Below are 26408 nucleotides of genomic sequence, written 5' to 3'. Positions count from 1 at the left end.
ACTGGCAGTAAATGAGGATGTTGAGTACCGCCGGCGGCCAGGATATCGAGCGCAGCAATAAATCAGTGTTTCCCTAACGTGATGTGCCGGCCGGCGTATCATCCTCGGCACACGCCAGCACATGGGCGACGAAGCGGCGCACCCGGGAGAGTTCACCGAGGTGTTCGGGGTGCACCAGGTAGTAGGCGTCGGGTCCCTTGAGGACGTGCGGCCAGGCCAGGGACAGTCGGCCCTCGGCCAGCTCGGCGTCGACGAAGAAACGCGGCACCAGGGCGAGCCCGCCGCCGCTCATCGCCGTGCGGATCAGCATCTGGAAGGTCTCGAAACGTGTGCCGTGATAACTGCGCTCGGTGGTGATGCCCTGGTCGGCGAACCAGCGGTGCCAGGCATCCGGGCGCGTGGAGAGGTGCAGCAGGCGGCACTCGGTGAGGTCGGCGGCACTCGTCGGCTGCCGTCTGGCCAGGTAATCCGGTGCGCCGACCGCGACCACCTCCTCGTCGAACAGCTTGTGGCACTCCAGGTTCGGCCAGCTGCCATGGCCGTGGAAGATCGCCACGTCGATGTCCTCCTGGTCCAGGTCGAAGGCCTCGACGTGGTCGCGAACGCTCAGGTCGATGTGCGGGTTGGCGTCCAGGAAGTCGGGCAGCTGGCGGGCCAGCCAGCGGGCCCCGAAGGTCGGCAGGCAGGCCACCCGCAGCACCTCGCCCTGACCGCTGTACGTCATGATGGTATTCGCCGACATCTCGATCTGGGCCAAAATCTTGCGCACCTCGGTGAGATACAGCGACCCCTCCGGCGTCAGTATCAGGGTGCGGCGCACGCGCCGGAACAACTTGTGCTGCAGGTACGCCTCGAGTTGTGCCACCTGCTTGCTGACCGCGCTCTGGGTGATGCTCAGCTCGTCGGCGGCCCGGGTGAAGCTCATGTGCCGCGCAGCCGCCTCGAAGCACTGCATGGTGATGGTCGAAGGCAGGTGACGTGCCGTCATGCCAGGACTCCGGTTTCATGGATTCTCGTGGGTCATGCCTGAAGGGCGAGACACCGGTCGACCGGCCGCCAGATCGTCGATGCCTTCGGATTTCAGCATAATGCATGACGACAAGGAATGAATAGCGCGCTTTTTTTCGTTTGAAGCCCGGAACGCGGCTCTGTTCTCATCATGGTCATACGCTCCCACAGGACGAGGACATGGATCTCCCGCACATCAGTGACTCGCTCGGCATCGTGCACCCCATCTGCATCGAACGAGGCCGCAACGCCGAGGTCTGGGACGAACAGGGCAAGCATTACGTCGACTTCGTCGGCGGTATCGGCGTGCTCAACCTGGGGCATGGCCATCCCGCCGTGACCGAAGCGGTCAAGGCGCAAGTCGACACCCTGATGCACTCCGCCTTCAATGCCCTGCCGCATCGTGGCTACCTCGCGGTGGCTCGGGCCCTGGATGCCTTCGTGCCGGTGTCGTACCCGTTGTCCTGCATGCTCACCAACAGCGGTGCCGAAGCCACCGAGAACGCTCTCAAGATCGCTCGCGCCGCCACCGGACGTCAGGGCGTAATCGCCTTCGACGACGGTTTCCATGGCCGCACGCTGGCGGCGTTGAATCTCAACGGCAAGGTCAAGCCCTACAAGAACCGCCTCGGTGCCTTGCCCGGCCCGGTGCATCATCTGCCCTTCCCGAGCCGCGACAGTGACATCGATGCCGACACCGCCATGGCCGCCCTGGCGCGGTTGTTCGAGGTCGAGATACCCGCCGATGAGGTTGCCTGCATCATCGTCGAGCCGGTCCAGGGCGAGGGCGGCTTTCGCCTGCTGTGCGCCGATTTCGCCGCGCGCCTGCGGGCGTTGTGCGAGGCCCGGGGGATCGTGTTGATCTTCGACGAGATCCAGTCCGGCTTCGGGCGTACCGGCCGGCGTTTCGCCTTTTCCCACCTGGGGGGCGAACCCGACCTGCTGCTGATGGGCAAGAGCATGGCGGCCGGGCTGCCGCTGGCAGCGGTGGCCGGCAAGGCGGAACTCATGGACGCTCCGCCGAAAGGCGGCCTGGGCGGCACCTATTCGGGCAATGCCGTCGCCTGCGCCGCGGCTCTGGCGGTGATGAACGTAATGCGCGAGGAATGTCTGGCCGACTGGAGCGAGCGTCAGGAAGCAGCGGTCCTGGCGGCGTACCGCGACTGGCGATCTTCGGGCCGTTATCCGATGCTCGGAGAGATCACCGGTGTGGGGGCCATGCGCGGCATCGTCTTCGAGGATACGCCCCAGGCCTCCGGCGCCGAGCATCTAGCGGCCCTGCTCGCCGCTGCGCGCGAAGAAGGCCTGCTACTGATGCCCAGCGGACGGCGGCGCAATGTGCTGCGCCTGCTGCCCCCACTGACCGCCGAGTTCGAGGTGCTGAACGAAGGGCTGGCGAGGCTCGAGAGAGCTCTGAAGCGGCTGACGCCCCAGCCGAACTCATGTTGACCGACACCGAGAGGCATACCCGATGACAACCCTCGTTTCCCATCACGAGATTCGTGACCGTTTTTCCAAGGCCATGTCGGCCATGTATCAGACCGAGGTGCCACAGTACGAAACCCTGCTCGAGCTGGTGGCGGAGGTGAACCGCGAGACCCTCGAGCGCGACCCCGAGCTGGCCGAGCGACTCGCGACCCACGACGAACTGAATCGTCTCGGCGTCGAGCGGCACGGTGCCATTCGTGTCGGCAGCGCCGAGGAGCTCGCCATGCTGCGCCGGTTGTTCGCGGTGATGGGCATGGTCCCGGTGGGCTACTACGATCTCTCCGAAGCCGGCGTGCCGGTACATTCCACCGCCTTCCGCCCCATCGACGACGAGGCCCTGGCGCGCAATCCCTTCCGTGTCTTCACGTCTCTGCTGCGCCTGGAACTGATCGAGAGTCCCGAACTGCGCGAGCGTGCCGCCGGCATTCTTGCCGCGCGCGACATCTTCACAACCGGCGCACGCGAGCTGATCGCGCTCAATGAAACACAGGGGGGACTGAGCGACGAGCAGGCCGAGCGCTTCGTGGAAGAGGCGCTGGAGACCTTTCGCTGGCACCGAGACGCCACGGTGGATCTGGACACCTACGAGGCGCTGCATGCCGAGCACCGGCTGATCGCCGACGTGGTCTGCTTCCGCGGGCCGCACATCAATCACCTGACGCCGCGCACCCTGGACATCGACGAGGTCCAGCGGCGGATGCCGGCGGCGGGGATGAACCCCAAGGAAGTCATCGAAGGTCCCCCGCGTCGCGCCTGCCCGATCCTGCTGCGCCAGACCAGCTTCAAGGCCCTGGAGGAGCCGATCCGCTTCGCCGGCGATCGCCAGGGCACCCACACCGCACGCTTCGGCGAGATCGAACAGCGCGGCGTGGCGCTGACGGCCAAGGGACGCGCCCTCTACGACCGGCTGCTCGGCGAGTCGCGCCGACGCACCGCCGGCCTGAGCAACGAGGCGCACCAGCGCGTGCTGGCCGAGGTCTTCGCCGATTTTCCGGATACCGAGGCCGAACTGCGCCGTCAGGGCCTGGCCTTCTTCGAATACCGGACGACCGAGGCGGGACACGAGGCCGGCGCGATCGCCGAGACCGAGGTCGAGCGGTTGATCGAGCAGGGGCTGATCACGGCCCGGCCGATCACCTACGAGGATTTCCTGCCGGTCAGCGCGGCCGGCATCTTTCAATCGAACCTCGGCGGTGACGGCAGCGAGGCCTATGCCGGTCACGCCAACCGCGAAGCCTTCGAGGAGGCACTGGGCGCGCCGGTTACCGACGAGCTGACGCTCTATGCCGAACGCGAGCGGAGTTCTCTGGATGCCGCTCTGACGTCTCTGGGCATCCCGCCAGTCCGCTAGGCGTCCTGCCCCAGCGAACGCCGCCAGCGCGCCTCCAGGCTATCGGGGCCGCTGGGGCCGAACAGCGCGCAGGATTCGCCGCGGTACCAGGCCCACATCTGGTCGCCGTAGCTGTAGTGCCACCACTCGCTGGGCAGGTTGGCGAAGCCGGCATCGACCATGGCGTGATAGAGAATCCGCCGCCGATCACGATAGGTGCGCGTGTCGGCGTCACCGGCGTGATGCTCGAAATGCACGGTATGCGATGCCGCCCGCGCCTCGTCGAAGGCAGATCCCATGTCCAGCAGCAGCCCATCGGCATCGCACAGCGCCACGTCCACCGCGCCGCCGGTGAGGTGCGGGCTCGGACGATCCACCCGCTCGCTGGGCGGCGACACGAAGGCCCGGGTCATCGCTCGTCGATCCGACTCGTCGAGATCCGCATAGCGTGTTTCCACCATTTCCAGCAGGGTGTCGTAGAGGTGGCGCTGCACGACGTAAGGTCGCCAGGCATCCAGCACTACCAGCCCCAGGCCGTCCGGCAAGTGCCGCGCCACCTCGAGAAGCCGCCGATAGACGGCCTCCCGCGCCCAGCATTCGGGCACCGCCCCGGGGACCCCCAGGGCATGGTAGAGGGGCAAGGTGCGCAGCATCGGCGCGGCGAGGCTGACCGGGTGCAGCGCCCCGCCCTCGTCGGCGATGGGAATGGCTGCGATCGTCTCCCACGGCGGCTCGGCGATGGGATCAATGGGACGGAGCGTCGAATCAGTCACGTTCACGCGGTTCGTTTCCAGCAAGCAGTTCGTTTCCAAGATGAAGTCAGCCAAGAGTATTCGGGAGCCAGGTAATCAATCCGGGGAAAGTGATCAGCACCAGCAGAACCGCCACCGCCGTCAGAATGAACGGCCAGATGGTGCGGAACAATACGGTGATATCCAGTCGGCTGACTGCTGCCGCTATGAACAGGCAGGCCCCCATCGGTGGAGTGATCAAGGCAATGGTGATATTCAGCGTGATGATGATCCCCAACGCCACCGGATCGATACCGGCAGCCAGCGCCACCGGCGTGAAGACCGGCGAGAGCAGCATCAATGCCGACACCTCTTCCATGAACATGCCGGTGACGAACGTGATGGCACTGAGCATCAACAGCACGATGACCGGTGATGCAATGAAGGGCTCGAGCAAGCCGGCGAAACGCTCCGGCGCCTGGGCATAGGCCAGTTCCCAACTGATGACAGAAGAGATGCCGATGATCATGAAGATCGCCGCAGCCAGGCGCGTGGTCTCGACCAGTGCCCGCCAGAAGGCCAGCGGACGCAGTTCGCCCAACGCCAGGCCACACAGCGCCACGTAAAGCACGGTCAGCGCCCCGGACTCGGTGGGCGTGACGAAGCCCAGCACGATGCCGGCGACGATGATGAAAGGCGCCACCAGCGCCGGCAGCGCGCCCCGCACTGCCGCGAACACCTCACTCCTCGCGGGTAGCGTGGTGCGACGCTCGAGGCCGGCACGCCGGGCGTGAATGGCATTCATGGCCATGAACGCCAGCGCCAATAGCAGCCCCGGCACGACGCCGCCCAGAAACAGCTGCCCCACCGACGTATTGGTCTGCGCGCTGTAGAGAATCATGAAGATGCTCGGCGGAATGATCGGCCCGATCAATGAGCTGCCGGCGGTCAGCCCGGCGGCGAAGGCAGTGGAATACCCCTCACGGGTCATCGCCGGGACCAGCAATGACCCCAGTGCCGAGGCATCGGCCGCGGCCGAGCCATTGACGCCGGACATGAACACGCTGCCGACCACGTTGACGTGGCCGATGCCACCGCGCAGATGGCCGACGAGGAGACGCGCGACACGCATCAGCCGCTCTGTCATGCCAACGGCATTCATCAGGTTGCCGGCGAGAATGAACAAGGGGATGGCCATCAGCGAAAAGCTGTTGAGCCCACCGAAGAACTGCTGCGGCATCATGCGCGCGATCATTCCAGGATCCACGAACACAAAGCCCACCAGCGCCGTCGCGGTCAAGGTCAAGAACAGAGGCACCCCCAGCAGGGTATTGACCAGCAAGGCGGCGAACATCGTGGCAACCATCATGATGCCGCCTCCTCGGTCGGCCCGGCGTCATCGACACCGGGCCGGGGCAGCGCGCGCGGTCCATGGAGCAGCACCTGCAAGGCAAGCAGACCGAAGCCCAGCGGCATGGCCATCATGGGAATGCTGCGGCTGATGCCCAGCCCCTGCGAGGTGAAGTAGCTGACCGACAAGGCGTATTGCCAACTCCACCAGGTCATCGCCAACGCCAGCGACAGGGTCAACAACCACTGGTAGCCCAACAGTATCCGACGCGAACGATGTCCCAGGTGGCGTTCGAGCAGCGACACGCGCATGTGCTCGCCACGCACCCAGACGTTTCCTGCAATCAGCAGCGCCGACGCGATCAGGCAGTAGCGGGCCAGTTCATCGCTCCAGATCGGCGCCTGGCCGACGACATAGCGGGTCACGACACCGTAGAGGATATCGACCAGGGTCACGAGCAGGGCCAGACCACCAAGCGCCGTGGTCACCCGCCCCAATAGTCTCAGCAAGGTATCTCGATACATGATGTTCCCGCGTGTCGCGACCGACTACCTGCCGATCGCGACACGCGCCTCAAGGAAGTGAAGGAAGAAAACGTCAGTTGGCGAGCAGGTCACTCTGCCCAGCATCTTCGAGGGCCATTTCGATCCATGCCCGGTCAATGCCCTGCTCGTCCGTCAGCCACTCGATATAGGCCGGCTGCCCCTTCTCGCGGAAGGCGGCAAGCTCTTCCTCGGTGGGCTCGATGACTTCCATGCCCTGGTCGGCCAGGAACTGGATGCGCTCGTCGACCCGCTTCTCGACATCTTCCCGGTTGAGCTCGCTGGCTTCCTGGACAGCCGCCTCGATCGCTTGGCGGTTTTCTTCGGAAAGGTCGTCGTACCATTCGCCGTTGGCAATCAAGAACTGGTCCGAATACTGCACATTGGCCAGTGTCAGATACTTCTGCACCTCGTAGAGGCTGCCCATGATGATGTACATCGGCGGGTTCATCTGGCCATCGGCGACGTTGGTCTTGAGCGCCATGTAGGTATCGGTCCAGGGGATCGGCGTGCCGGAGGCACCAAAGGCCTCGTAAAGCGCTACCTGGCTGGGGTCCATGGCACGAAAGCGCAGGCCCTCGAAATCCTCCGGACTGCTGATGGGACGCTTCGAGTTGGTGAAGTCGAGGAAGCCGCCCTCCTCGATGACACCGAGCAGCTCGGCGCCGGTACGCTCCTCGAGGGTATCCTCGACCTTGTTCCAGTAATCGCCCTCGTCGAAGAACTGGTGGGCGGCTTCATAGTCCTCGAACAAGAAGGGAATCGCGCTGACATAAATCTCCGGCACGATCGGCGACAGGCCGGCGAACGATGCGATGTTCAAGCTCGGGGAATTGATGACCTGCTCCATGCGTTCCTGCTCTTCGCCAAGCATGGAGTTGGGATAAAGCTTGAGCTGAATGTCGCCATCGGTCTTCTCCTCTACCAGTCGCTTGAGGTTGCTGGCAAAGAGGTGCACGGCATTCTTGTCGGTATCGGGAGGACCGTTGTAGCTCAGATTGAGGGTGGTCGCCGCATTGGCCAGGCTCACGGTGGCCATCATGCCGGTCGTGACGGCGGCCAGCAGGACGTTGCGCGGGGTGAGGATACGCATGGATGTCTCCTTGTTGTTATGCAGAATCGAGAGGGATCGGTGTCGAACCACGACGACATGCCAACGCTAGCCGTTGCGTTGTTGACCTTTCAAGCGATTGAGCGTTGCTTTCAAGGCAACGTCTGCGTGTCCAGAACCCGCGGCGCATCGGCGCTGAAAAAGCGCATGCTGCGGCGCAAGTGCTTGATGAAGGCCTGAGCCGCTATCGTCAACGGCCGTTCCGCCCGGGTGACGATTCGCGCCCTGGCATCACGCAGCACGCTGGCATCGACCTCGCGCGCCACGATACTGCCCTCATGGATCTCTTCGAGCACCGTGAGCTCCGGCATGAACGTCACGCCCAAGCCCGAACGCACAAAATTCTTGAGAACCGATACCGAATTGGTCTTCATCCTCGGCCGGTAGGACAGATGTGCCGCATAAAGCGCCATATCGACCAGTTGGCCCATGCCGGTGTGGCCGTCGATCAACGCCAGCGGATGATCGGCAATATCCGCAAGCGGCAGCGGTGTCGGTGAACGCGCCAGGGGATGCTCGGCCGGCATGATCAGGTCGAGCGGTTGCCGCCTGTCGATATGCGAGACCAGGTGTGGATCATCGGGAGGCGCATACAGCAGGGCCAGATCCACGGCATCTTCCTTGACCAGCATGATTGCCTCGGTCAGTCCCGCCATGCTGACTTCGATCTCCAGCCCCGGATAGGTGGCAAGGAAGTTCTGCAGCGGCGCCGAGATCAGATCGGCGATGAACCCCTCGCCCACGGCGATGCGCACCTCGCCGCGCTCCAGATTCTGCAAGGCCTGCAAACGCGAAAGCGTGGCGCGTTCGGCGGCACGCTGGTCCCGGTAATGCTGCAGCACCAGCTCTCCTGCCGGCGTCAGCGCGACACGCGACGTCCGCACCAGCAACGGTGTTCCCAATTCTTCTTCCAGGGCACGCAGTTGGCGGCTCAGCGCCGAGGGATTGACCCCGAGTTGAGCGGCGGCACGCCGGAGAGACCCATGATGAACAGCAGCATCGAGGTACTCCAGGGCACGCGACTTGAATGGTTTCATGACTCCCTCGCTCGGCGACGACTGGTTCAATGCCCGCTTCGGACAAACGGCCCGGCGCTCGCGACACACCATGCCACCCCGGCGATGGGATTGATTCCAATCCGCAACCGGCGTAGCGTACAAGGTATCGAACTCACAGGAGGCCGAATCATGGCGGAAGCCAAGAGTGTCATCAAACGTGTCTACGTTCCGACCTACGTTCGCGATCTACCGAACGGCGAGCGGGTCACCGTCCCCGGACATTACAAGAAGACACCCACGCACTCGCGCTAACGTCCGTGATCGGGTCGTGCCCGCTCGAGGGCAGTGGAACATGCATCAAGGCCCTGCCGTATCGGCAGGGCCTTTTCATGTCGGCATGGCATGCATCGCGCAACGCTCTGGGTGGCGTCAGCGGCGCAGGTCGATCTCGCGGGTCTGGCCCTTGCCGATTTCGATCTGTTTCAGGATCAGCGGGCTGCGCGAACCGTCCGGCAGACGCACGCTGCCGGCGACATAGAAGACGCCGGCGGGAATGCCGGTGGCCTCGAAGTATCCCTGGCCGTCGGTCTCGGCATAATGGGTATACTCGCGCGCCCGCGGGTCGGCGGGCTCGATGCGCTTGCCCGCCAGCGCGACCTCGGCGGCTTCGGCGGAATAGCGCGTGGCCGGCGCGATCGATACGGTTTCGCCCTTGCCCGCCACCAGGCCGTATTGCGATGAGGCATAACGCAACCGACCCTTGAGGGTCGCGGAACCGTGTTTCTCCAGCTTGGCATATTCAGCGGCGGGAAAGTCCACCTGACGCTCGACGACATCCGCCGCCGGCTGCCCGGCCTCTTCGACCTCGACGGGTTGCGTCGGCTCCCCCGGCGGCAACATCTGGCAGCCGCTCAGCAGCCCGCCCCATAGCATCAGCCCACACAGGGCGCGTATTCGTCTCATTCCGTGAGTCATCCTGTCATGGCGCTCAGCGTGCAAGCGCCGGGTTGAGGGTATAGGTGCCCATCACGCTGGCCTGATCGAGGACATGCCCCTGCATGGCCTCGAGAACCTCGTCGCCGGTGAACTCGCCCTGCAGTTCCAGCGAGGCGACGTCCAGTGCATAGACGGTGAAATAGTAGCGGTGCACCAGGCTATCGTTCCACGGCGGGCAAGGGCCGTCGTAGCCGCCATAGATGCCTTCGAGCTGTTCGTCGTCGATGAAGAAATCCGTGTAGCTGTTGATGCCCCGCACGCCCTGAGGCGTTGGGCCCGGCGCCTTGCCCTTGGCCACGACACCGTCGGCATCCTCCCCTTCGGGGATTTCCGTCACTTCGGGAGGAATATCGATCAGTACCCAATGATAAAAGTCGCTACGGGGAAGCTCGGCAGGCACGCTGCGCCCTTCCTGATTCACGTCGCTGGGGTCCGAGGGCGCATCCGTGTCGACCACCAGCAGCACCAGGCTGCGGGTCCCGGCGGGGACATCGTGCCAGCGAACCCCCGGGTTACGATTGTCGCTGAAGCGAATGTGCTGATCGGGATCGGGCACGGCGAACGCGAAGCGCCCCGGGATGGGCTGGCCATCGATGATGCCTTGCACGTCGATACGCATGGCTGTCTCCTGACAAAACGTAACGCTGAGATGATCGAACCCAGTTTGGCACATTCATACGCCATCGCGCACATGGCAACGCCCCAATCTGCCCTGCATGCCGCCTTCGCCGCGATCAGCGGCAAAGCGACATCCCTTGCATGCCCAGATGAAAATGATTGGCATGAGCCGCGTTGTAGTCCGGCCCCAGTGTGGTTCCGAAGACGTCGCAGGCGCCATCGCGCACACGGCGCAGGAACGTGGCCGCCGAATCGTCGCCCTCCCAGTCGTCCAGCAAGACGATGCGCCGCCCGTCTGCCAGGCGAAAGGCCGCCACGTCGAGCGCCTCCGCCGTGGCATGCTGACTGCGTCGCGCGTTGTCGCGATGATAGATATTGCGACAGGCGAAGCTGCCGAAGTGACGCACCGACGCAACCGGCTCACCGAACACGTCCCGGGCGGCGGGCTGCAAGCGGTGTCGCTCGAAGAGCGTCCAGGCCACCGCCAGGGGGCAGCTGGCCACGAAACTGGCATTGAAATCGACCCCGGCGCGCCGGACGCGCACCACGTTGTCGAGCGGGCACCCCGCCACGGGGGTATGATCCTCCAGCGGCGTGTAGGCCAGCGTCCCCGGTCGCGCCGTCTCGAGCGTGGCCAGGCATGCCTGGCGATCCTCCGCGAGGCGGCCGAGCTTCCACTGTGTCACTGGCGTCAGCGGATCCTCGAGATACAGGGGTTGGAAGGGATTCCATTCACGCGGGATCGTCCAGAGCCCCTTGTCCAGGGCGATGCCCAGGGCGATTACCACGCCACCGAGGGCCAGTGTGGCAAGCGAAGGCTTCATGCGGGTTCCCGGTCGATGCAACGTCACCAGTGTAGCGAACGCCACGGGCAACGCGACGATTGTGGCGGTGCACTGCGAGAATTTGAGCGACACTGAATGCACCCTATCCTCGAGGAGATGCCACCATGCCGCGCTGGATTCCGCTCGCCTTCGTCGCCGGCTTTCTCGCCGTGCTCTGTTTCCACCAGCCGATGGCCGGGCTACTGCATGCCTATGCGATCGTGCCCTTCGCGCCCTACAGCACGACATCGGTGCCACCGCTGGGTGTGCCGCAATGGCTGTCGGCCAGTTTCTGGGGCGGCCTGTGGGGCATCGTCATGCTGTGGCTGTTCCTGCGCTATCGCATCAGCCACGGAGGGTGGTGGAAAGGCCTCGTGTTCGGCGGTATCGCCTTGACACTGGTGGCCCTGTTCATCGTCTTCCCGCTCAAGGGGCGCGGTCTCAATCTTGCGGGGTTCCCCATCGGCTTTCTGGTCAATGGCGCCTGGGGCGTCGGCACCTGGATCTTCGCGCGTTACTTCGGCATTGCGCCGGCATCGGCGACGCGCACCTGATCACCCCCATATCAGCGTCACGAGCAATGCCAGGACGCCGACCAGCAGCGCCGTTAGCACGGCGCCGCTCACCAGCCGGTCAAGCCAGGCATCGAAACCGCGACGCGAACGCCACCCGCCGCCGCGCGCTTCCAGACGACGCGTGGCGCCATGGCGCTGACGCCGGCTTGCTTTGGCCATGGGCATACGTGACTCCGTGCTGAACGATCTGACTAACGATAAGGGCTGTGGTCCGATTCCACCAGAGGACGACGCAAAACGCCCGGCCGGGGCCGGGCATTAGCCACTATCGAGCGCGGTCCTCAGGTACCGTCGCGCGTATTGATGCGCCGGTTGACCACGTTCGGCGCACGCCGGTACCGCTCGGCCTCCGCCAGCGTTTCCGCCTCGAAGGCATCGGCGCCTACCGGCGTTTCCCCATGACGATGATAAAGCGATGTCAGCATCGCCTTGCGATCGGCGCGCAATTCCTTCACCAGCACGGCAATCATGCCGTACAGGATGAAGGTGAAGGGTAACGCTGCCAGCACGGCCGCCGATTGCAGGCCATTCAGCCCGCCGGCGATCAGCAGGGTCAGACAGATCGCCGCGATCAGTACCCCCCAGATCACCCGCTTGAACAGCGGCGGATTCAGCGAACCGCCATCGGTCATCTGCGACACGATATAGGTCGCCGAGTCCGCCGAGGTCACCAGAAAAATGAAGATCAGCGACAGCGCCACCACCGACAGCACATTGGAGAACGGCATCAGCTCGAACATCCGGAACAGCGCCACCGTGATGTTGTCTGCCGTGGCCGAGGCCAGTCCCACATCGCCGGTGAGCTCCATGTTGAGCGCCGCGCCGCCGAAGACCCCGATCCACAGGCAGGCCAGCAGCGGCGGCACGATCAACACGCCGAACACGTACTCCTTGATGGTGCGCCCACGCGAGACGCGCGCCACGAAGGTGCCCACGAACGGCGACCAGGCGATGACCCAGGCCCAATAGAAGATCGTCCAGTTGCTGGCCCAGGTGTTGTCGCTATACGGCGCGACCCGCAGGCTCATGCCCACGATGTTCTGCAGGTAGTCGCCGATCCCCAGGGTGATGGTCTCGAGAATGGCCACGGTGGGGCCCGTGAACAGCACGTAGAACATCAACGCGAAGCACAGCGCCATGTTGAGGTTGGAAAGGCGCTTGATGCCCTTGTCCAGCCCCGACCAGGTGGAGACCATGTAACACAAAAACATCGCCCCCATGATGATGAACTGCCACGTCATGCCCTCTTCGACACCGAAGACCGCATGCAGGCCGCCGTTGATCTGCAGCACCGCCAGACCGATGGAGGTCGCCACCCCCATCACCGTCGCGACCACGGCAAAGACATCCAGCGCCGGTCCCAGCTTGCGCATCTTGGGACGCTTGGCGGTCATGCTCGAAAGCACGTTGGAGACCAGCCCCGCCTGGCCCTTGCGGAACTGATAATAGGCAATGATCAGCCCCACCACGGAAAACGCGGCCCACTGATGAATGCCCCAGTTGAAGAAGCTGTATTGGATGGCATAGCGTGCCGCCTCTTCGGTACCGCCTTCCACATCACCGTAGGGCGGTTCGAGGAAGTGCGTCATCGGCTCGGCCATGCCGTAGAACACCAGGCCGACGCCGAACCCCGCCGCCAGCAGCATGCTGACCCACGAGAAGAAACTGTAGGAGGGCGAACTGTCCTGGGGGCCGAGCCGAATCTTGCCATACTTGCTGCACGCCAGCGTCAGCAAGAACACCACGAACCCGAACACCGAAAACAGGTAGAACCATCCGAAATAGTGCGAAATGCCGGATAATGCCGACGACGCCGCGCTGCCGAAACGCTCGGGAAACGCCGCCCCGATGGCGACGAGAACCGCGACGATCAAGGCGGAGACGATAAATACGCGTTGCCTTCCATTGTTGGCCATGCTGCTATCCTCTTGAGTCACCCACAAGGCGATATTCCATGCCTTTCGGGCTTCTTATCACCGTGCTCGGCAGGTCTGCAATGCATGCGAGTACCAAAGCCGAGAACATGAGACCATTCGACGACAATGGCATGCTCCACACAGCACAACCATAACTTCCGTTTATATTTAATCAGATAACTCATTAATTTTCATTAAAAAGCCTTATGCCACCACCGACACGCCTGGCGTCAGCCACAGCTTGGCTCGACCGACTCTCGCACTCCCGGCACGCCCTCCCGCTCTTGTTTCTGGCCTCGGTGCTGGAGACGCTGCTGGTCCCGATCCCCATCGAGACCATCCTGATCCCGTGGATGCTTGCACAGCCCCGGCGCAAATGGCGCCTGGCAGGCGTGGCACTGGCCGGCAACCTGTGCGCCGCCGCCGTCGGCTATGCACTGGGCTCATGGGCACTGCAAACCTGGGGAGGCACGCTGATCCCGTGGTTCGGCGGACAGGATGCCTACGCGGCCTTCCAGGCCAGAATGGCAAGCGATGGCTTCATGGCGGTCCTTGCCGTGGGGATCATTCCCATCCCGTTCCAGATCGCCATGCTCGCTGCCGGCTCGAGCGGCTACCCGTTCCTGCTTTTCATGCTCGCCGCCTTGCTGGCGCGAGGTCTGCGCTACTTCGGTCTTGCCGTCCTGGTCCATCTGGCGGGTGACGCAGCCATGTCCCTGTGGCGACGCCATGCACGCCCCATCGGCCTGCTGGGGGTGGCACTCTTCGGCGTCTGGGCCTACCTGCAGGTCACGGCATAAACGCCCTTCGGCCGGCAAGTCGTACATGATGTTAAGCAAGCGTTAAGCGTGGCGATGCAACGCTACCCTCGACTTCCATGGTCGAGGGTAGAAAGTGATGCACGAACCACGCAGCCCCCGTTTCACCACCGTCGCGCGACCGCCCCACGTCTGGCGCGAGGCCGATATCGCCGAGCGCACCACGCTGGAGGCCTTCATCGCCGATGGTTATGCCCGCGAGCATGGCGCCACCCTGACCCACTTCCAGCCACGCCTTTTCGGCCTCTGGCGCGACGAGGAGCTCCAGGCCGCACTGGGGCTCTGCAATGCCGGTCATGCATCGCTATTCCTGGAGCGCTACCTCGAGGCCCCTATCGAGCGACGCCTTGCCGAGGTAGCGGGCGTCCCCTGCATCGCACGTCACCAAGTGATAGAAGTCGGCAACCTCGTCACGCTACGCCCCGGCCTGCTGCGTCCGCTGATCATCATGCTGATCGGCACCCTGATCGACGAAGGGATGCAGTGGCTGACCTTTACCGCCACCACACAAGTCCGCAACGCGTTTCACAGACTCGGCCTGGAAGCGTGGCCGCTGGCCGAGGCCGACCCGGCGCGACTGGGCCAGCAACGTCACGCCTGGGGCCGTTACTACACCCACGCACCGCAGGTCATGGGAGGTGATCTGCGTCGGGCCTGGCAACTGCTCGGCAGTGGCGCGCCCAGCCAGGCCATCGTGACGCTGCCCCCGGCACGCCGGACGGGCATGCGCTCGGACGGGGCGTCCGCCTCCATCGCGCAGGCACGAGGATGAACGCGACCATGATGACGGAACGCTTTTATCGTCACCTGGCGACCCTGGCGCACTCGTGGCCGTCACGAGTGGCCCTGGAGAGCGCGCAGCGCCGACTCACCTACGCCGACTTGCATGATGAAGTCGAGACCCGTGCCAGCCGACTGCGTGCCGCGGGGGCCAGGCGCGTCGGCCTGGCGCTGGACAACGGCATCGACTGGGCGCTGTGGGATCTGGCACTGCTGTTCGCCGGCAGCATCAACGTCCCGCTGCCCGGGTTCTTCTCGGCATCGCAACAGGCCCACATCGTCGAGCGCGCCGGGCTTGACGCGCTGATCGGCCCAGCCGAGCTCGGTCAGGCACTGAGCTTTGCCCGCGGGCCGGATGCGACGCTGTGGCGCCGACGTATCGACAGCGCACCGCCGGTGCCAGACGGCACCGTCAAGATCACCTTCACCTCGGGGACCAGTGGTGTCCCCAAGGGCGTCTGCCTGAACGCCGAGACGCAACTGCGCACCGCCGAAAGCCTGGCCGAGGTCGCCGCCGGGTGTGGTGCGACGCGCCATCTCGCCATGCTGCCGCTGGCCACCCTGCTGGAAAACATCGGCGGCCTCTACGCTCCCCTGTGGCTGGGTGCGCACAGCGTACTGCCCGGGCTGGCCGCGCTCGGCTGGCAGGGCGCCAGCGGTTTCGATGTCGCTCGAGCCCGTCGCCAGCTCGAGGCATACCGGCCCCACAGCCTGATCCTGGTACCGCAGTTGCTGGAAGCGCTGCTCGCCACCTCACGCCTTTCGCCGCCTCCAGAGGCGCGTTTCATCGCCGTGGGCGGCGCCCGGGTCTCGCCGCACCTTCTCGAGGCCTCGCACGACGCCGGCTGGCCGGCCTACGAAGGGTACGGTCTCTCCGAGTGCGCTTCGGTGGTAACCCTCAATCGCCCCGGCGACAACCGCCCCGGCAGTGTGGGCCGACCGCTGCCCCATGCGCGCCTGACGCTCGACGCGGATGGCGAGATCCATGTCGCCGGCACAACGATGCTCGGCTATCTCGGCGATTCCGCGCCGCCCCCCACGCTCTGGCCCACCGGTGACCTGGGACGCTGGGAAGACGGACGTCTGGTCCTGACCGGGCGCCGCCATCAACGCTTCATTACCGCCTATGGGCGCAACGTCGACCCCGCCTGGGTCGAGGCCGAACTCACCGCCGAGCCGGCCATCGCCCAGGCTTGGGTCCACGGCGAGGCACTGCCCGCCAACCGCGCCCTGCTGGTGCCGGCGCATGACAATATCGACGCTGCGCAGCTCGAGGATGCCGTCGCCGCGGCCAATGCTCGCCTTCCCGACTACGCACGCATCACGCACTGGCGCCGTGCCGGCCCCTTCACCGCCACCGAGGGTCTGACCACCGCCAATGGCCGGCTGCGTCGCGATGCGCTGGCCGCCCGTCATCGCGACTGGCTCGAGGCCCCGCTCGACAGTATCGCCACTCCCGTTCCCGTCCATCATTCCCCGAAGGAGACACCATGAGCGCCTATCGCCATCTCCAGCAGGCCACCGTCGAGTCACGCACCTGGCTGCTCGACACCCCGATCATCCAGAGCGCCCTGAACGGGCATATCAGCCGGGACGAATACCTGGCCTTTCTCGGCCAGGCATACCACCACGTCAAGCACACCGTGCCGCTGATGATGGCATGCGGTGCGCGGCTTCCCGAGCGCCTTGAATGGCTTCGCGGCGCCCTGGTCGAGTACATCGAAGAGGAGTACGGCCATCAGCGCTGGATCCTCGACGACATTCGCGCCGCCGGCGGCGACCCGGACCACGCAGCCGCCAGCCGACCGGCGCCGGCCACCGAGCTGATGGTGCGTTACGTGCGCGACGTCATCGGCCACGACAATCCGGTGGGGTTCTTCGGCATGGTCTTCGTTCTCGAGGGCACCAGCACCGCACTGGCCACCCGCGCCGCCGGGGCAATTCGCGAAGGCCTCGGACTGTCCGGGGACGCCTTCCATTATCTCGAGTCCCACGGCGATCTCGATATCGGCCATCTGGCGTTCTTCGAGGGCCTGATCGATCGCCTCGACGACGACGGCGACCTGCAGGCGGTGATCGACACCGCCAACATGGTCTACCGGCTTTACGGGGCGATGTTTCGCGGGCTGGAGACCAGCGAAGGCCCTGCCACGGAGGCGCTCGCCCATGCACTGGTCTGAACGGCGCATCCTTCTCACGGGAGCCAGCGGCGGGATCGGCCGTGCCCTGGCGCTGGCCCTGGCGCGCCGGGGCGCGCGACTGCTGCTGGCAGGTCGCAAGCCGACGGCACTGCAGGCACTGGCCGACGAGCTGCCGGTGCCCGCCGAGTGGCGAGCCGTCGACCTGTGCGATACCGACGCCCGCCAGCGCCTGGTCGAAGCCGCCCGCGAGCTCGACATCGACATGCTGATCAACGCCGCCGGAGTCAATCACTTCGGGCTGTTCGACGCCCAGCCTCCAGAGAGCGTGAGCGAGATGATCGCGCTCAACGTGACCGCCACCCTGCAGCTCACCCAGGCCATGCTGCCGTTGCTCAAGGCCGACGACGAGGCATGGATCGTCAATCTCGGCTCGACCTTCGGCGCCATCGGTTACCCCGGCTACGCCAGCTACTGCGCCAGCAAGGCCGCACTGCGCGGTTTCTCGCAGGCCCTGCGTCGCGAGCTCGCCGACACCCGGGTCCACGTGCACTACGTCGCTCCGCGGGCCACCCGCACGGCGATGAACGACGTCACGGTCGATACCCTCAACGCCGAACTGGGCAACGCCATGGACAGCCCGGAGCAGGTCGCCGACGCGGTTCTCCGCGCGGTCGAGCAGCGTGCCGTCGAGCGCCATCTGGGCTGGCCGGAGCGACTCTTCGTGCGTCTCAATGCCGTGGTACCCGGCGTCGTCGACCGGGCACTGCGGCGCCAGCTCGCCACCATCCAACGCTTCGCCGGCCGCGCCTGACGCGCGGCAACAACTCCCGGAGACCGCTCATGTCCGCGACTTCCCGAATGGCTCGTCACGCGCGTCGCTATGCGACCATCATCTTCCTCATCGGCCTGACATCAATGCTCTCGCCCACCGCTTCGGCGATGCGCGACACCGTCGCCGGCGGTGTCCACGAACTGCAGAGCCGCTGGGCGCAGATCCAGTACCAGACGCCGGAGCGCCGGCGCGCCGACGGCTTCGATCAGCTCTACCAGCGCGCCCGGGCGTTGATCGACGCCCACCCCGATGCGGCCGAACTCTACATCTGGGCCGGGATCATCCGCAGCAGCGAAGCCGGCGCCAAGGGCGGACTGGGCGCGCTGTCGCTGGCCAAGGAGGCCAAGAGCGATCTGGAAAAGGCATTGGCACTGGACGACACCGCCCTCGACGGCTCGGCCTATACCAGTCTCGGGGCGCTCTACTATCAGGTCCCCGGCTGGCCGATCGGCTTCGGTGACGACGACAAGGCGAGAGCCATGCTGCAAAAGGCCCTGACCATCGACCCCGACGCCATCGATCCGCTCTATTTCTGGGGCGACTTCCTGCACGCGCAGGGCCACGACGCCGCGGCCCGCCAGGCGCTGGAGAAGGCCATGAAAGCCCCGTCCCGGCCGAGACGGGAAACCGCCGATCAGGGACGGCGCGAGCAGATCCGTCAACGTCTCGACGCGCTGGAATGACCGAATCGTGGCCGGGGTTGAGTTGTCGCGCCCATGCCCCAAGAGTGGATGAATATTGAGCCGACTAACGACTCACTCATTTCTCCCTCGAGGTTCCCATGAGCCGACTCTCGCAAATCCCCCTGTCCGTTCTCGATCTGGCCCCGATCACCCGCGACGGTACCGCCGCCGAAACGTTCGAGCGCACGGTCGATCTCGCCCAGCTCGCCGACACCCTGGGCTACAATCGCTACTGGCTGGCCGAGCATCACAACATCGACGGCATCGCCAGCGCCGCCACGTCGTTGCTGATCGGTCATGTCGCCGGCAAGACGCAGCGCATCCGCGTGGGGTCCGGCGGCATCATGCTGCCGAACCATCCGCCGCTGGTGGTCGCCGAGCAATTCGGCACCCTGGAAACGCTCTATCCCGGGCGCATCGATCTCGGCCTGGGGCGTGCCCCCGGTTCCGACGGCGTGACCATGCAGGCCATGCGTCGCAATCCACGTGCCGGCGTCAGTGACTTTCCCGACCGCCTGGCCGAACTGCGCGGCTACCTCGGCGACGCCCTGCCCGATCAGCGAGTCAAGGCGATTCCCGGCCAGGGGACGCACGTGCCGATCTGGCTACTGGGCTCCAGCGACTTCAGCGCCCGGCTCGCCGCGCAGCTCGGGCTGCCGTTCGCCTTCGCCGGCCAGTTCGCGCCCGGCTACATGCTGGAAGCCGTCCACCTCTATCGGCAGACGTTCCAGCCCTCCGAGGTACTGGACGCCCCCTACGTGATGCTGGGCATCCCCCTGGTTGCCGCCGACAACGACGCCCATGCGCACTACCTGGCCACCACCCAGCAGCAGAAGTTCCTCAACCTGATACGCGGCAAGAGCACGCGCACCCTGCCCCCTGTCGAGTCGCTCGACTGGTCGCCGCAGGAACGCGCCATGGTCAGCCAGAACCTCGGCGCGGCGATCGTCGGTGGTCCCGAGACGATCCGGGACGAACTCGAGAACCTGCTCGCGCACACCCAGGCCGACGAACTGATGATCAATGGTGATTTCTACGACCACGAGGACCGCCGCCGTTCGTACGAAATTCTCGCCGAGGTCTGGAAAGGCTGAGCCCCGTCACCCACCTGCCAAGCGAACAAGGCCGGCGAATGTCGGCCTCCTCCAATCGAACCGTGCACACACCATCACCGAAAAGTGCCGTGCACGAGGTTGCGACATTCATTACCGACGTATTCACTGGTAACGATGGCCATACATGATGGCGCTTGAGCCTGTGCCGTCCTGGAGCGTAGCGTCATGAGCGTCAGCCAACGTTTTTTCGGGAGTATTGCTATGGAAGGCGATGAAAAAGCATTGATGCGTGAACAAGCCTTCATCGGTGGCCGCTGGACCGGCGCCCCCGATGACGACCGTCGGGAAGTCAGCGACCCGGCGACCGAACAGGTGATAGGTCACGTACCGGAACTTCAATCCCCCCATGTCGAAGAAGCGATCGACGCAGCGTCGCGCGCTTTCGAGACATGGCGCTGTACCTCGGGGGTCGAGCGCGCCGACAAACTGCTGGCATGGTACGAAGGCATGCACGAGCATGCCGAAGCGCTTGCCCGCCTGATGACCCTGGAGCAGGGCAAACCACTTGCAGAAGCCCGTGGTGAGGTCGACTATGCCGCAAGTTTCTTGCGCTGGTTCGCCGAGGAGGCACGCCGCGCCACCGGCGAGACCCTGCCGCCGGAAGACCCGGCATTCGCGATTGGCACGACCCGACAGCCGGTGGGCGTGGCCGCCATCATCACGCCGTGGAACTTTCCACTGGCGATGATCACGCGCAAGGTCGGGGCCGCCCTGGCCGCAGGCTGCACCACGCTGGTCAACCCTGCCAGCCAGACCCCTTTCAGTGCCCTGGCCCTGGCCGTATTGGCCGAACGCGCCGGGCTGACGAACGGCGAGTTCAATGTGCTGACCTGCGCCGGCAAGCGTTTCTCCGACACCGTGTGTGCCGATGATCGCGTACGCGCCCTGTCGTTCACCGGCTCCACCCAGGTGGGGCGGCAACTCTTGCGTCAGAGTGCGGATACGGTGAAGTGCACGGCGATGGAGCTCGGCGGCAACGCACCGTTCATCGTCTGTGACGATGTCGACCTGGAGACCGCCGTCGACGGGGCGATCGCGGCCAAGTTCCAGACCAGCGGTCAGGATTGTGTCGCCGCCAACCGGATCTACGTGCATCGCTCACGCTATGAAGACTTCATCCAGCGCTTCGCCGAACGCATGAATGCCATGGACGTGGGCAACGGCTTCGATGAAGACAACGAGATCGGGCCGCTGATCAACCGCGACGCGGTCGAGAAAGCCCGGGCGCTGGTCGACGACGCGAGGGACAAGGGCGCACGCGTCATCGGCCGCGATCAAGGTGAGGCCCCCGGCGCCCGGTTTTTCATGCCCACGCTGGTGGCCGACTTCACGACCGACATGCGCGTGTCCGTCGAGGAAGCATTCGCTCCGGTGGCGGCCATCCGTGCCTTCGATGACGACGATGAGGTCATCGCCGCCGCCAACGACACCATCTACGGTCTCGCCTCGTACGTGTACACCCAGGACGATGCCCGCATCCGCAAGTTCCTGCGCAATCTGGAGTTCGGCATGGTCGGGGTGAATACCATGGACATCACCGGACCGCACATCCCCTTCGGGGGAGTGAAGCAGTCGGGACTGGGCCGCGAAGGCGCCCATGCCGGCATGGAAGAATATCTGGAAACCCAATATTACTGCATCGGCCCCAAGCGGTGACCACCGAGCGTCAAGCGGTCTGGGCGACGATGCGGACCGGTACCGTGGCCCGGCCATCCGCCGCATTGTGCCCCCGTGAAACGCAAGAAGGCCGGCATTCGCCGGCCTTCTTGTCTTCACGCAACGCGATGGCGCGTCATCCCAGACGCGCGGCGAGCTTCTCCTCTAGAGTCGCCTGATCGTCGGCGAAGCGGCGAATGCCCTCGGCGAGCTTCTCCGTCGCCATGGCATCCTGATTGAGCCCCCAGCGGAACGCGGCTTCATCGATCGGCGCGAGGCGCTCGCTGGCGTCCCCGACATCGCTGATCTTGCGTTCGATGTCGCCTTCCTCACTCTCGAGTTCCTCGAGCAGTGCCGGCGAAATGGTCAGGCGATTGCAGCCGGCCAGCCCCAGGATCTGGCCCTTGGTACGGAAGCTGGCGCCCATGACCACGGTGTCGTAGCGGTAGCGGCTGGCGATGTCGCAGACCTTGCGCACGAACACCACGCCCGGATCTTCTTCCGGCGTGTATTCCTGCCCGGTCTTCTGCTTGTACCAGTCGGTGACGCGGCCCACGAAGGGCGAGATCAGATACACCCCGGCGTCGAAGCAGGCCCGTGCCTGCGCCTCGGAAAACAGCAGCGTCAGGTTGCACTGAATGCCTTCCTTCTCGAGCTGCTCGGCGGCGCGGATGCCTTCCCAGGTGGATGCCAGCTTGATCAGCACGCGCTCGCGGCCGATACCGCGCTGTTCGTAAAGCTCGATGAGACGATGTGCCTTCGCGATGCTCGCCTCGCGGTCGAAGGACAGCTTGGCGGCCACTTCCGTGGACACGCGCCCCGGAATGAGCTGCGTGATCTCGCTGCCCATGGCCACGGACAGACGGTCCACCGCCTCGTCGACACGGGCCTGGGGATCTGCGATATCGGCCTTGACCTGCGCCAGCGTCTCGTCGATCAGTGCTTGATAGCCGGGCAGCTCGAAGGCCTTGAGGATCAGCGAAGGATTTGTCGTGGCATCGTGCGGCTGATAGCGCTTGATCGCCTCGAGATCGCCGGTATCGGCGACCACCATCGAAAGTTGCTTGAGAGCCTCGAGTTGCGTCATGGCAAATGTCCTGTAACGAAAAGGGTCATGGGTCGCGTCTCATGGCGCGACGTCGTAGCGTTCGGCCAGCGCCTGACGGTAACGCTGGTAAAGTTCCTGATAACGGCGCACCGGTTCGCCACGCGGGCGGGTGAGGGTGTCGAGATCCACCTCGACGAGCCGCTCGGTGAGCGCCGACAGCGACTCGCCCGTCCCGCGTGACAGGGTATCGCACCATGCGGCCTGAATCGCCCCACCCAGTGCGGCGGCTTCAGTGATGCGGGGACAGATCACGTCGACATCCAAGACATCGGCGACGATCTGGCGCCATACCGGACTCTTGGCGCCACCACCGACCAGACGCACTTGGCTGGCCCGGGATGCCAGATCGCCCAATCGCTCGAACCCATAGCGTAGCCCGAACGTCGTCCCTTCGACTACCGCTCGGCACAGATTGTCCCGCGTGGTATTGAGACTCGTCATGCCCACGAAACTGGCCGAGGCATGCGGCAATGCCGGCACGCGCTCGCCGTTGAAGAACGGCAAGGCCATCACGCCCTCGGCACCCAGCGGCGCCCTGGCCACGCACTCGCCAAAGGCTTCCAGATCGAGCCCCAGCAACTCGCGCACCTTGGTCGTCGCCGAGGTGACGTTCATGGTGCATATCAGCGGCAGCCAGCCACCGTGGCTGGCGCAGAAATTGGCGACCTGGGCGTCCTCCGCTTCCACCGGGGCGTCCGAATGGGCATACACGGTCCCCGAGGTGCCCAGGCTCAAGGTCACCATGCCGGGCGCGATGTTGCCGGTACCGATCGCCGCCATCATGTTGTCGCCGCCCCCGCTGGCCACCAGTACGTCATCGGCCAGCCCCAGCTCGCGGGCCAGGTCGGGACGCACCGTGCCTACCGGCTCGCGGGAGTCGATCAGACGAGGCAGCACCCGCGTCGGCGAGAGTTCCGGCGCCAGCGTCTCGAACACGTCGAGTCGCCACTCGCGCGCTCGCGTGTCGAAATAGCCGGTGCCCGAGGCATCGCCGCATTCGGCGACACGCTCGCCGGTGAGCCAGAAGTTGAGGTAATCATGGGGCAGCAGCAAGGTGTCGATGCGCCGATACGCCTCGGGATGCGTCTCCCGCAGCCATGCCACCTTCGAGGCGGTGTAGCCGGTTTGCAGCACCAGGCCCAGCTTGTCCAGGCAGCCCTCGCGGCCACCGAGCTGCTCGATCAACGCCTCGTTGTGAAGCGCTGTCTCGGTATCGCACCACAGCTTCGCGGGGTGCAACGGAAGGCCGTCGGCGTCCAGGGCCACCATGCCGTGCTGCTGCCCCGAGACGCCGATGGCGCGTATCTCGCGCGCCTGGATGCCGGCCTTGGCGACCGCCTCGTGAAACGCCTCGGTCAAGGCCTGCGTCCACTCGTTCACGTCCTGTTCGCGTCGGCCGCCGTCACCTTCCATCAGATGATGCGGGCGGCTGGCCTCGCCCAGGATCGCCGCGCGCTGGACGTCGACGATCACCACCTTGGTGCTTTGCGTTCCACAATCCACGCCAACGTACATGCTCTCTCCTTGCGCTGCAGTGTATGGCCCGCATGGGGCAAGACCTCGAGTATCCGCTGCCTAGTCGCGTGACGCCATGTGACCCTCGACCACCTCGTGCAGTGTCGCACGCGCGCCTGCGGTGTGCAGGCCATGCAGCGCATGCAGGTAAGCATCGCGGAAACGCGCGTCGCGTGCCAGCTCGCCGAACAGCGCGGTCTGCTCGATGAATGCCGTGGGGTGATCGCGATTCTTGCTGGCAACCGCCATCAAGCGCTCCTTGAGCCGATCGACCACCTCGATGGGCTCACCCTGCTCGTCGACGCCCTCGGCGTAACGCGCCCAGCTGGCGACCACGGCGGCACTGCGGTGAATATCGCCACCGCGCGCGAGCTGCTCGCGAATCACCGGCAGCAACCATTTGGGGATGCGGTCGGAACTCTCGGCACACAGGCGTGCCAGGGTGTCCTTGATCTCGGGGTTGGCGAAACGCTCGATCAGCGTCTGCCGGTAGTCGGCCAGATCGACGCCCGGTACCGGCGACAGGGTCGGCGTGGCCTCGAGTCGCATGTAATCGAGCAGGAACTCGACGAACAGCGGGTCCTGGCACACTTCGTGGGCATAGCGGTAGCCGGCGAGATAGCCGAAGTAGGTCAACGCCTGATGGCTGGCGTTGAGCAGGCGCAGTTTCATCAGCTCATAGGGCACGACATCCTCGACCATCTGCACGCCGACCCGTTCGTAGGGCGGGCGGCCGAGCGAGAAATGATCCTCGAGCACCCATTGGGTGAACGGTTCGCAGACCACCGGCCACTGGTCTTCCACCCCGAAGCGTTCCGCCAGCGCCTGACAATCAGCCGGGGTCGTCACCGGCGTGATGCGATCGACCATGGCGTTGGGGAAGCTGACCTCGGCTTCAACCCAGGCGCCCAATTCGGCATCCAGCGCCCGGGCATGGGCGGTGAACATCTTGCGGGCGACATCGCCATTGCCTTCGATGTTGTCGCACGACATCACCGTGAACGGTGCGATGCCCCGTTCGCGCCGCCGCTGGAGCGCCGCGATGACCAGCCCGAAGGTGGTGCGTGGCGCCTGGGGCGAGGCCAGGTCATGGCGCACGTCGGGGGTCGCGAGATCGTATTCGCCGTTGGCGGGATCGATGTTGTAGCCCCCTTCGGTGACCGTCAGGGAGACGATGCGAATCGCGGGATCGCTCATGGCCTCGATGACCGCCTCGGGATCGTCGGGCGCGAAGAGGTAATCGATGAGCGAGCCGATCACCCGCGGTTCGTAGCGGCCATCGGGGTGCTTGACCACCAGCGTGTAGAGATGGTCCTGCGCGGCCAGGGCATCGCGCATGCGCGTATCGCCGGGCATCACGCCGACACCGATGATGGCCCAGTCGAGCGCCTCGCCCCGATTCATCAGCGCATCGAGATACATCGCCTGATGAGCCCGGTGAAACCCGCCCACGCCGATATGGACGATGCCAGGGGTGAGCTGCGAGCGGTCGTAGCTCGGCGTGGCGACGGCGGCATCGAGACGCGCCAGGGTAGCGTTGGTCAGTTCAGTCATGGGAAGACTCCTTGGGGCCGAGCGAGTGTCGAATAGCAGCGTAAAATTGCCAGCGCCAGTCCGGCGCCGCCGAGCGATCGTTGACCAGCCGCGCGTTGAGCATGTCCTTGTCATGGGTGCGTGCCCGCGCGCCGGCCGGGTCCTGCCCCATGTCTCGCCAGCGGCACAGCAGACGCTCGACCAGCACGCTATCGGGCACGTCGATGAACACCGACAGGTCGAACAAGGCTTGCAGCTCGCGCCAGGGCGGAGCGTCCAGCAACAGGTAATTGCCTTCGACCAGCACCAGGCGATGCTCGGGCAGGATCAGGCGGCCGCCGGCGCGTGCCAGGTCGAGCGGGCGATCGAATACCGGTACGGCCACCGCGCCGTCGTCGCGACGCAGGCGTGTCAGGTCGCTCAGCAGCCCCGCGACATCGAAGGTTTCCGGCGCGCCCTTGATGTCCAGCCGGCCCTGGGGCGCGAGCACCGCGTTGTCGAAGTGATACCCGTCCATGGGGACGATGGCCGCCACACCCGGCTGCAGGACATTGAGCCGCTCGCAGAGCCGCTGGGTGAGCGTCGACTTGCCCGCCGCCGGCGGGCCGGCAATGGCCACCAGGGTGCGACGCTCCGGCGAGGCATGCGTCAGCAACCGCTCGGCCATGGCCTCGAGCGTCGGCGTCATCATGAGCGCGTCATCGGCGTTGGCAGAGATGTCCGTCATGGCTCCCGTCCC

General features: G+C 65.2%; 26 protein-coding genes. 11 read left to right on the top strand and 15 right to left on the bottom strand.

Going from position 1 to position 26408, the window contains the following annotated elements; translation table 11 throughout:
* Positions 1–73 precede the first annotated feature (73 nt).
* A complete protein-coding gene (locus ABGX75_RS04810) occupies positions 74–988 on the bottom strand; it encodes a LysR substrate-binding domain-containing protein (protein WP_347410625.1) in 915 nt (304 codons plus the stop codon).
* 200 nt (positions 989–1188) lie between these two features.
* Between ABGX75_RS04810 and ABGX75_RS04805 the strand changes: the two genes are divergently transcribed.
* Positions 1189–2457 carry an aspartate aminotransferase family protein gene (locus ABGX75_RS04805; protein ID WP_347410624.1) on the top strand — a complete coding sequence of 423 codons (1269 nt, stop codon included), beginning with the start codon at positions 1189–1191 and terminating at the stop codon, positions 2455–2457.
* A gap of 22 nt (positions 2458–2479) precedes the next feature.
* Entirely contained in the window at positions 2480–3847 is a 1368-nt protein-coding gene (locus ABGX75_RS04800) for a VOC family protein (protein WP_347410623.1), read from the top strand.
* Here the strand turns inward: ABGX75_RS04800 and ABGX75_RS04795 are convergent.
* The 8 genes from ABGX75_RS04795 to ABGX75_RS04760 form a co-directional block, all read right to left on the bottom strand.
* Positions 3844–4605 carry a M15 family metallopeptidase gene (locus ABGX75_RS04795; protein WP_347410622.1) on the bottom strand — a complete coding sequence of 254 codons (762 nt, stop codon included), beginning with the start codon at positions 4603–4605 and terminating at the stop codon, positions 3844–3846. The two genes, ABGX75_RS04800 and ABGX75_RS04795, sit on opposite strands and share 4 nt — an antisense overlap.
* 40 nt (positions 4606–4645) lie before the next feature.
* Positions 4646–5926: a TRAP transporter large permease gene (locus ABGX75_RS04790; RefSeq protein ID WP_347410621.1), complete on the bottom strand. Its 1281-nt coding sequence runs from the start codon at positions 5924–5926 to the stop codon at positions 4646–4648.
* The gene (locus tag ABGX75_RS04785; RefSeq protein WP_347410620.1) at positions 5923–6432 is read right to left on the bottom strand and encodes a TRAP transporter small permease; all 510 of its coding nucleotides are present in this window, start codon (positions 6430–6432) and stop codon (positions 5923–5925) included. The genes ABGX75_RS04790 and ABGX75_RS04785 overlap by 4 nt, the downstream gene beginning before the upstream one ends.
* Positions 6433–6505: 73 nt before the next feature.
* Positions 6506–7543, bottom strand: coding sequence for a TRAP transporter substrate-binding protein DctP (dctP, locus tag ABGX75_RS04780; RefSeq protein WP_128689966.1), 1038 nt, complete (start codon positions 7541–7543; stop codon positions 6506–6508).
* A gap of 110 nt (positions 7544–7653) precedes the next feature.
* A complete protein-coding gene (locus ABGX75_RS04775) occupies positions 7654–8598 on the bottom strand; it encodes a LysR family transcriptional regulator (protein WP_011505966.1) in 945 nt (314 codons plus the stop codon).
* A gap of 390 nt (positions 8599–8988) precedes the next feature.
* Positions 8989–9522 (bottom strand): hypothetical protein, encoded by a 534-nt coding sequence (locus ABGX75_RS04770; protein WP_011505965.1) that lies wholly within the window; start codon positions 9520–9522, stop codon positions 8989–8991.
* A gap of 25 nt (positions 9523–9547) precedes the next feature.
* A complete protein-coding gene (locus ABGX75_RS04765) occupies positions 9548–10174 on the bottom strand; it encodes a YbhB/YbcL family Raf kinase inhibitor-like protein (protein ID WP_035414558.1) in 627 nt (208 codons plus the stop codon).
* 115 nt (positions 10175–10289) lie between these two features.
* A complete protein-coding gene (locus ABGX75_RS04760; protein WP_011505963.1) occupies positions 10290–10997 on the bottom strand; it encodes an extensin family protein in 708 nt (235 codons plus the stop codon).
* Between the two features lie 125 nt (positions 10998–11122).
* Here ABGX75_RS04760 and ABGX75_RS04755 point away from each other — a divergent pair, with 125 nt between their 5' ends.
* Complete coding sequence (locus tag ABGX75_RS04755) at positions 11123–11551, top strand: hypothetical protein (protein WP_035414555.1); 429 nt, start codon at positions 11123–11125, stop codon at positions 11549–11551.
* Here the strand turns inward: ABGX75_RS04755 and ABGX75_RS04750 are convergent, their stop codons facing one another.
* Together ABGX75_RS04750 and ABGX75_RS04745 are read right to left on the bottom strand one after the other, a co-directional pair.
* The gene (locus tag ABGX75_RS04750) at positions 11552–11731 is read right to left on the bottom strand and encodes a hypothetical protein (RefSeq protein ID WP_224113890.1); all 180 of its coding nucleotides are present in this window, start codon (positions 11729–11731) and stop codon (positions 11552–11554) included. It abuts the gene before it with no gap.
* 122 nt (positions 11732–11853) lie between these two features.
* A complete protein-coding gene (locus tag ABGX75_RS04745; RefSeq protein WP_035414553.1) occupies positions 11854–13488 on the bottom strand; it encodes a BCCT family transporter in 1635 nt (544 codons plus the stop codon).
* A gap of 206 nt (positions 13489–13694) precedes the next feature.
* Here ABGX75_RS04745 and ABGX75_RS04740 point away from each other — a divergent pair, with 206 nt between their 5' ends.
* The 8 genes from ABGX75_RS04740 to ABGX75_RS04705 all read left to right on the top strand — a co-directional run bounded on the left by ABGX75_RS04740 (position 13695) and on the right by ABGX75_RS04705 (position 21513).
* Positions 13695–14288, top strand: coding sequence for a VTT domain-containing protein (locus tag ABGX75_RS04740; RefSeq protein ID WP_011505960.1), 594 nt, complete (start codon positions 13695–13697; stop codon positions 14286–14288).
* 97 nt (positions 14289–14385) lie between these two features.
* Positions 14386–15078: a thermostable hemolysin gene (locus tag ABGX75_RS04735; protein WP_347410619.1), complete on the top strand. Its 693-nt coding sequence runs from the start codon at positions 14386–14388 to the stop codon at positions 15076–15078.
* An 8-nt stretch (positions 15079–15086) separates the two neighbouring features.
* Positions 15087–16580: an AMP-binding protein gene (locus ABGX75_RS04730; protein ID WP_347410618.1), complete on the top strand. Its 1494-nt coding sequence runs from the start codon at positions 15087–15089 to the stop codon at positions 16578–16580.
* Entirely contained in the window at positions 16577–17266 is a 690-nt protein-coding gene (locus ABGX75_RS04725; RefSeq protein ID WP_347410617.1) for an iron-containing redox enzyme family protein, read from the top strand. Before ABGX75_RS04730 ends, ABGX75_RS04725 begins: the two co-directional genes overlap by 4 nt.
* The gene (locus ABGX75_RS04720) at positions 17253–18038 is read left to right on the top strand and encodes an SDR family oxidoreductase (RefSeq protein WP_011505957.1); all 786 of its coding nucleotides are present in this window, start codon (positions 17253–17255) and stop codon (positions 18036–18038) included. Before ABGX75_RS04725 ends, ABGX75_RS04720 begins: the two co-directional genes overlap by 14 nt.
* A 29-nt stretch (positions 18039–18067) precedes the next feature.
* Positions 18068–18742 (top strand): hypothetical protein, encoded by a 675-nt coding sequence (locus tag ABGX75_RS04715; RefSeq protein ID WP_347410616.1) that lies wholly within the window; start codon positions 18068–18070, stop codon positions 18740–18742.
* A gap of 98 nt (positions 18743–18840) precedes the next feature.
* On the top strand, positions 18841–19836 hold the full coding sequence (locus tag ABGX75_RS04710; RefSeq protein ID WP_011505955.1) for an LLM class flavin-dependent oxidoreductase: 996 nt from the start codon (positions 18841–18843) through the stop codon (positions 19834–19836).
* 222 nt (positions 19837–20058) lie between these two features.
* Complete coding sequence (locus ABGX75_RS04705; RefSeq protein WP_035414547.1) at positions 20059–21513, top strand: NAD-dependent succinate-semialdehyde dehydrogenase; 1455 nt, start codon at positions 20059–20061, stop codon at positions 21511–21513.
* A 136-nt stretch (positions 21514–21649) separates the two neighbouring features.
* Here ABGX75_RS04705 and tal read toward each other — a convergent pair whose 3' ends face one another.
* Genes tal through ABGX75_RS04685 form a run of 4 tightly spaced genes read right to left on the bottom strand, consistent with a single transcriptional unit; the run spans position 21650 to position 26396 of the window.
* Positions 21650–22600: a transaldolase gene (tal, locus tag ABGX75_RS04700; RefSeq protein ID WP_011505953.1), complete on the bottom strand. Its 951-nt coding sequence runs from the start codon at positions 22598–22600 to the stop codon at positions 21650–21652.
* Between the two features lie 39 nt (positions 22601–22639).
* Positions 22640–24136 (bottom strand): xylulokinase, encoded by a 1497-nt coding sequence (xylB, locus tag ABGX75_RS04695; protein ID WP_110061873.1) that lies wholly within the window; start codon positions 24134–24136, stop codon positions 22640–22642.
* Positions 24137–24196: 60 nt separating this feature from the next.
* On the bottom strand, positions 24197–25690 hold the full coding sequence (locus ABGX75_RS04690) for a mannitol dehydrogenase family protein (RefSeq protein WP_035414543.1): 1494 nt from the start codon (positions 25688–25690) through the stop codon (positions 24197–24199).
* On the bottom strand, positions 25683–26396 hold the full coding sequence (locus ABGX75_RS04685; protein WP_301967983.1) for a nucleoside triphosphate hydrolase: 714 nt from the start codon (positions 26394–26396) through the stop codon (positions 25683–25685). The genes ABGX75_RS04690 and ABGX75_RS04685 overlap by 8 nt, the downstream gene beginning before the upstream one ends.
* Positions 26397–26408: the final 12 nt, after the last annotated feature.

Source organism: Chromohalobacter sp., assembly GCF_039830575.1.
Classification (GTDB): Bacteria; Pseudomonadota; Gammaproteobacteria; order Pseudomonadales; family Halomonadaceae; genus Chromohalobacter; species Chromohalobacter israelensis.
This window is presented reverse-complemented; position numbering and strand designations above follow the sequence as displayed.

What these genes read in the sequence shown, in the direction of transcription:
- ABGX75_RS04750 (WP_224113890.1), bottom strand. Translation starts at nt 11,731, where the DNA reads ATGGCCAAAGCAAGCCGGCGTCAGCGCCATGGCGCCACGCGTCGTCTG.
- ABGX75_RS04735 (WP_347410619.1), top strand. Translation starts at nt 14,386, where the DNA reads ATGCACGAACCACGCAGCCCCCGTTTCACCACCGTCGCGCGACCGCCC.
- ABGX75_RS04770 (WP_011505965.1), bottom strand. Translation starts at nt 9,522, where the DNA reads ATGAGACGAATACGCGCCCTGTGTGGGCTGATGCTATGGGGCGGGCTG.
- ABGX75_RS04690 (WP_035414543.1), bottom strand. Translation starts at nt 25,690, where the DNA reads ATGACTGAACTGACCAACGCTACCCTGGCGCGTCTCGATGCCGCCGTC.
- xylB (WP_110061873.1), bottom strand. Translation starts at nt 24,136, where the DNA reads ATGTACGTTGGCGTGGATTGTGGAACGCAAAGCACCAAGGTGGTGATC.
- ABGX75_RS04760 (WP_011505963.1), bottom strand. Translation starts at nt 10,997, where the DNA reads ATGAAGCCTTCGCTTGCCACACTGGCCCTCGGTGGCGTGGTAATCGCC.
- ABGX75_RS04765 (WP_035414558.1), bottom strand. Translation starts at nt 10,174, where the DNA reads ATGCGTATCGACGTGCAAGGCATCATCGATGGCCAGCCCATCCCGGGG.
- ABGX75_RS04740 (WP_011505960.1), top strand. Translation starts at nt 13,695, where the DNA reads ATGCCACCACCGACACGCCTGGCGTCAGCCACAGCTTGGCTCGACCGA.
- ABGX75_RS04710 (WP_011505955.1), top strand. Translation starts at nt 18,841, where the DNA reads ATGAGCCGACTCTCGCAAATCCCCCTGTCCGTTCTCGATCTGGCCCCG.
- ABGX75_RS04790 (WP_347410621.1), bottom strand. Translation starts at nt 5,926, where the DNA reads ATGATGGTTGCCACGATGTTCGCCGCCTTGCTGGTCAATACCCTGCTG.
- ABGX75_RS04800 (WP_347410623.1), top strand. Translation starts at nt 2,480, where the DNA reads ATGACAACCCTCGTTTCCCATCACGAGATTCGTGACCGTTTTTCCAAG.
- ABGX75_RS04775 (WP_011505966.1), bottom strand. Translation starts at nt 8,598, where the DNA reads ATGAAACCATTCAAGTCGCGTGCCCTGGAGTACCTCGATGCTGCTGTT.
- ABGX75_RS04810 (WP_347410625.1), bottom strand. Translation starts at nt 988, where the DNA reads ATGACGGCACGTCACCTGCCTTCGACCATCACCATGCAGTGCTTCGAG.
- ABGX75_RS04785 (WP_347410620.1), bottom strand. Translation starts at nt 6,432, where the DNA reads ATGTATCGAGATACCTTGCTGAGACTATTGGGGCGGGTGACCACGGCG.
- ABGX75_RS04705 (WP_035414547.1), top strand. Translation starts at nt 20,059, where the DNA reads ATGGAAGGCGATGAAAAAGCATTGATGCGTGAACAAGCCTTCATCGGT.
- ABGX75_RS04745 (WP_035414553.1), bottom strand. Translation starts at nt 13,488, where the DNA reads ATGGCCAACAATGGAAGGCAACGCGTATTTATCGTCTCCGCCTTGATC.
- ABGX75_RS04730 (WP_347410618.1), top strand. Translation starts at nt 15,087, where the DNA reads ATGATGACGGAACGCTTTTATCGTCACCTGGCGACCCTGGCGCACTCG.
- ABGX75_RS04755 (WP_035414555.1), top strand. Translation starts at nt 11,123, where the DNA reads ATGCCGCGCTGGATTCCGCTCGCCTTCGTCGCCGGCTTTCTCGCCGTG.
- ABGX75_RS04715 (WP_347410616.1), top strand. Translation starts at nt 18,068, where the DNA reads ATGTCCGCGACTTCCCGAATGGCTCGTCACGCGCGTCGCTATGCGACC.
- dctP (WP_128689966.1), bottom strand. Translation starts at nt 7,543, where the DNA reads ATGCGTATCCTCACCCCGCGCAACGTCCTGCTGGCCGCCGTCACGACC.
- ABGX75_RS04805 (WP_347410624.1), top strand. Translation starts at nt 1,189, where the DNA reads ATGGATCTCCCGCACATCAGTGACTCGCTCGGCATCGTGCACCCCATC.
- ABGX75_RS04685 (WP_301967983.1), bottom strand. Translation starts at nt 26,396, where the DNA reads ATGACGGACATCTCTGCCAACGCCGATGACGCGCTCATGATGACGCCG.
- ABGX75_RS04725 (WP_347410617.1), top strand. Translation starts at nt 16,577, where the DNA reads ATGAGCGCCTATCGCCATCTCCAGCAGGCCACCGTCGAGTCACGCACC.
- tal (WP_011505953.1), bottom strand. Translation starts at nt 22,600, where the DNA reads ATGACGCAACTCGAGGCTCTCAAGCAACTTTCGATGGTGGTCGCCGAT.
- ABGX75_RS04720 (WP_011505957.1), top strand. Translation starts at nt 17,253, where the DNA reads ATGCACTGGTCTGAACGGCGCATCCTTCTCACGGGAGCCAGCGGCGGG.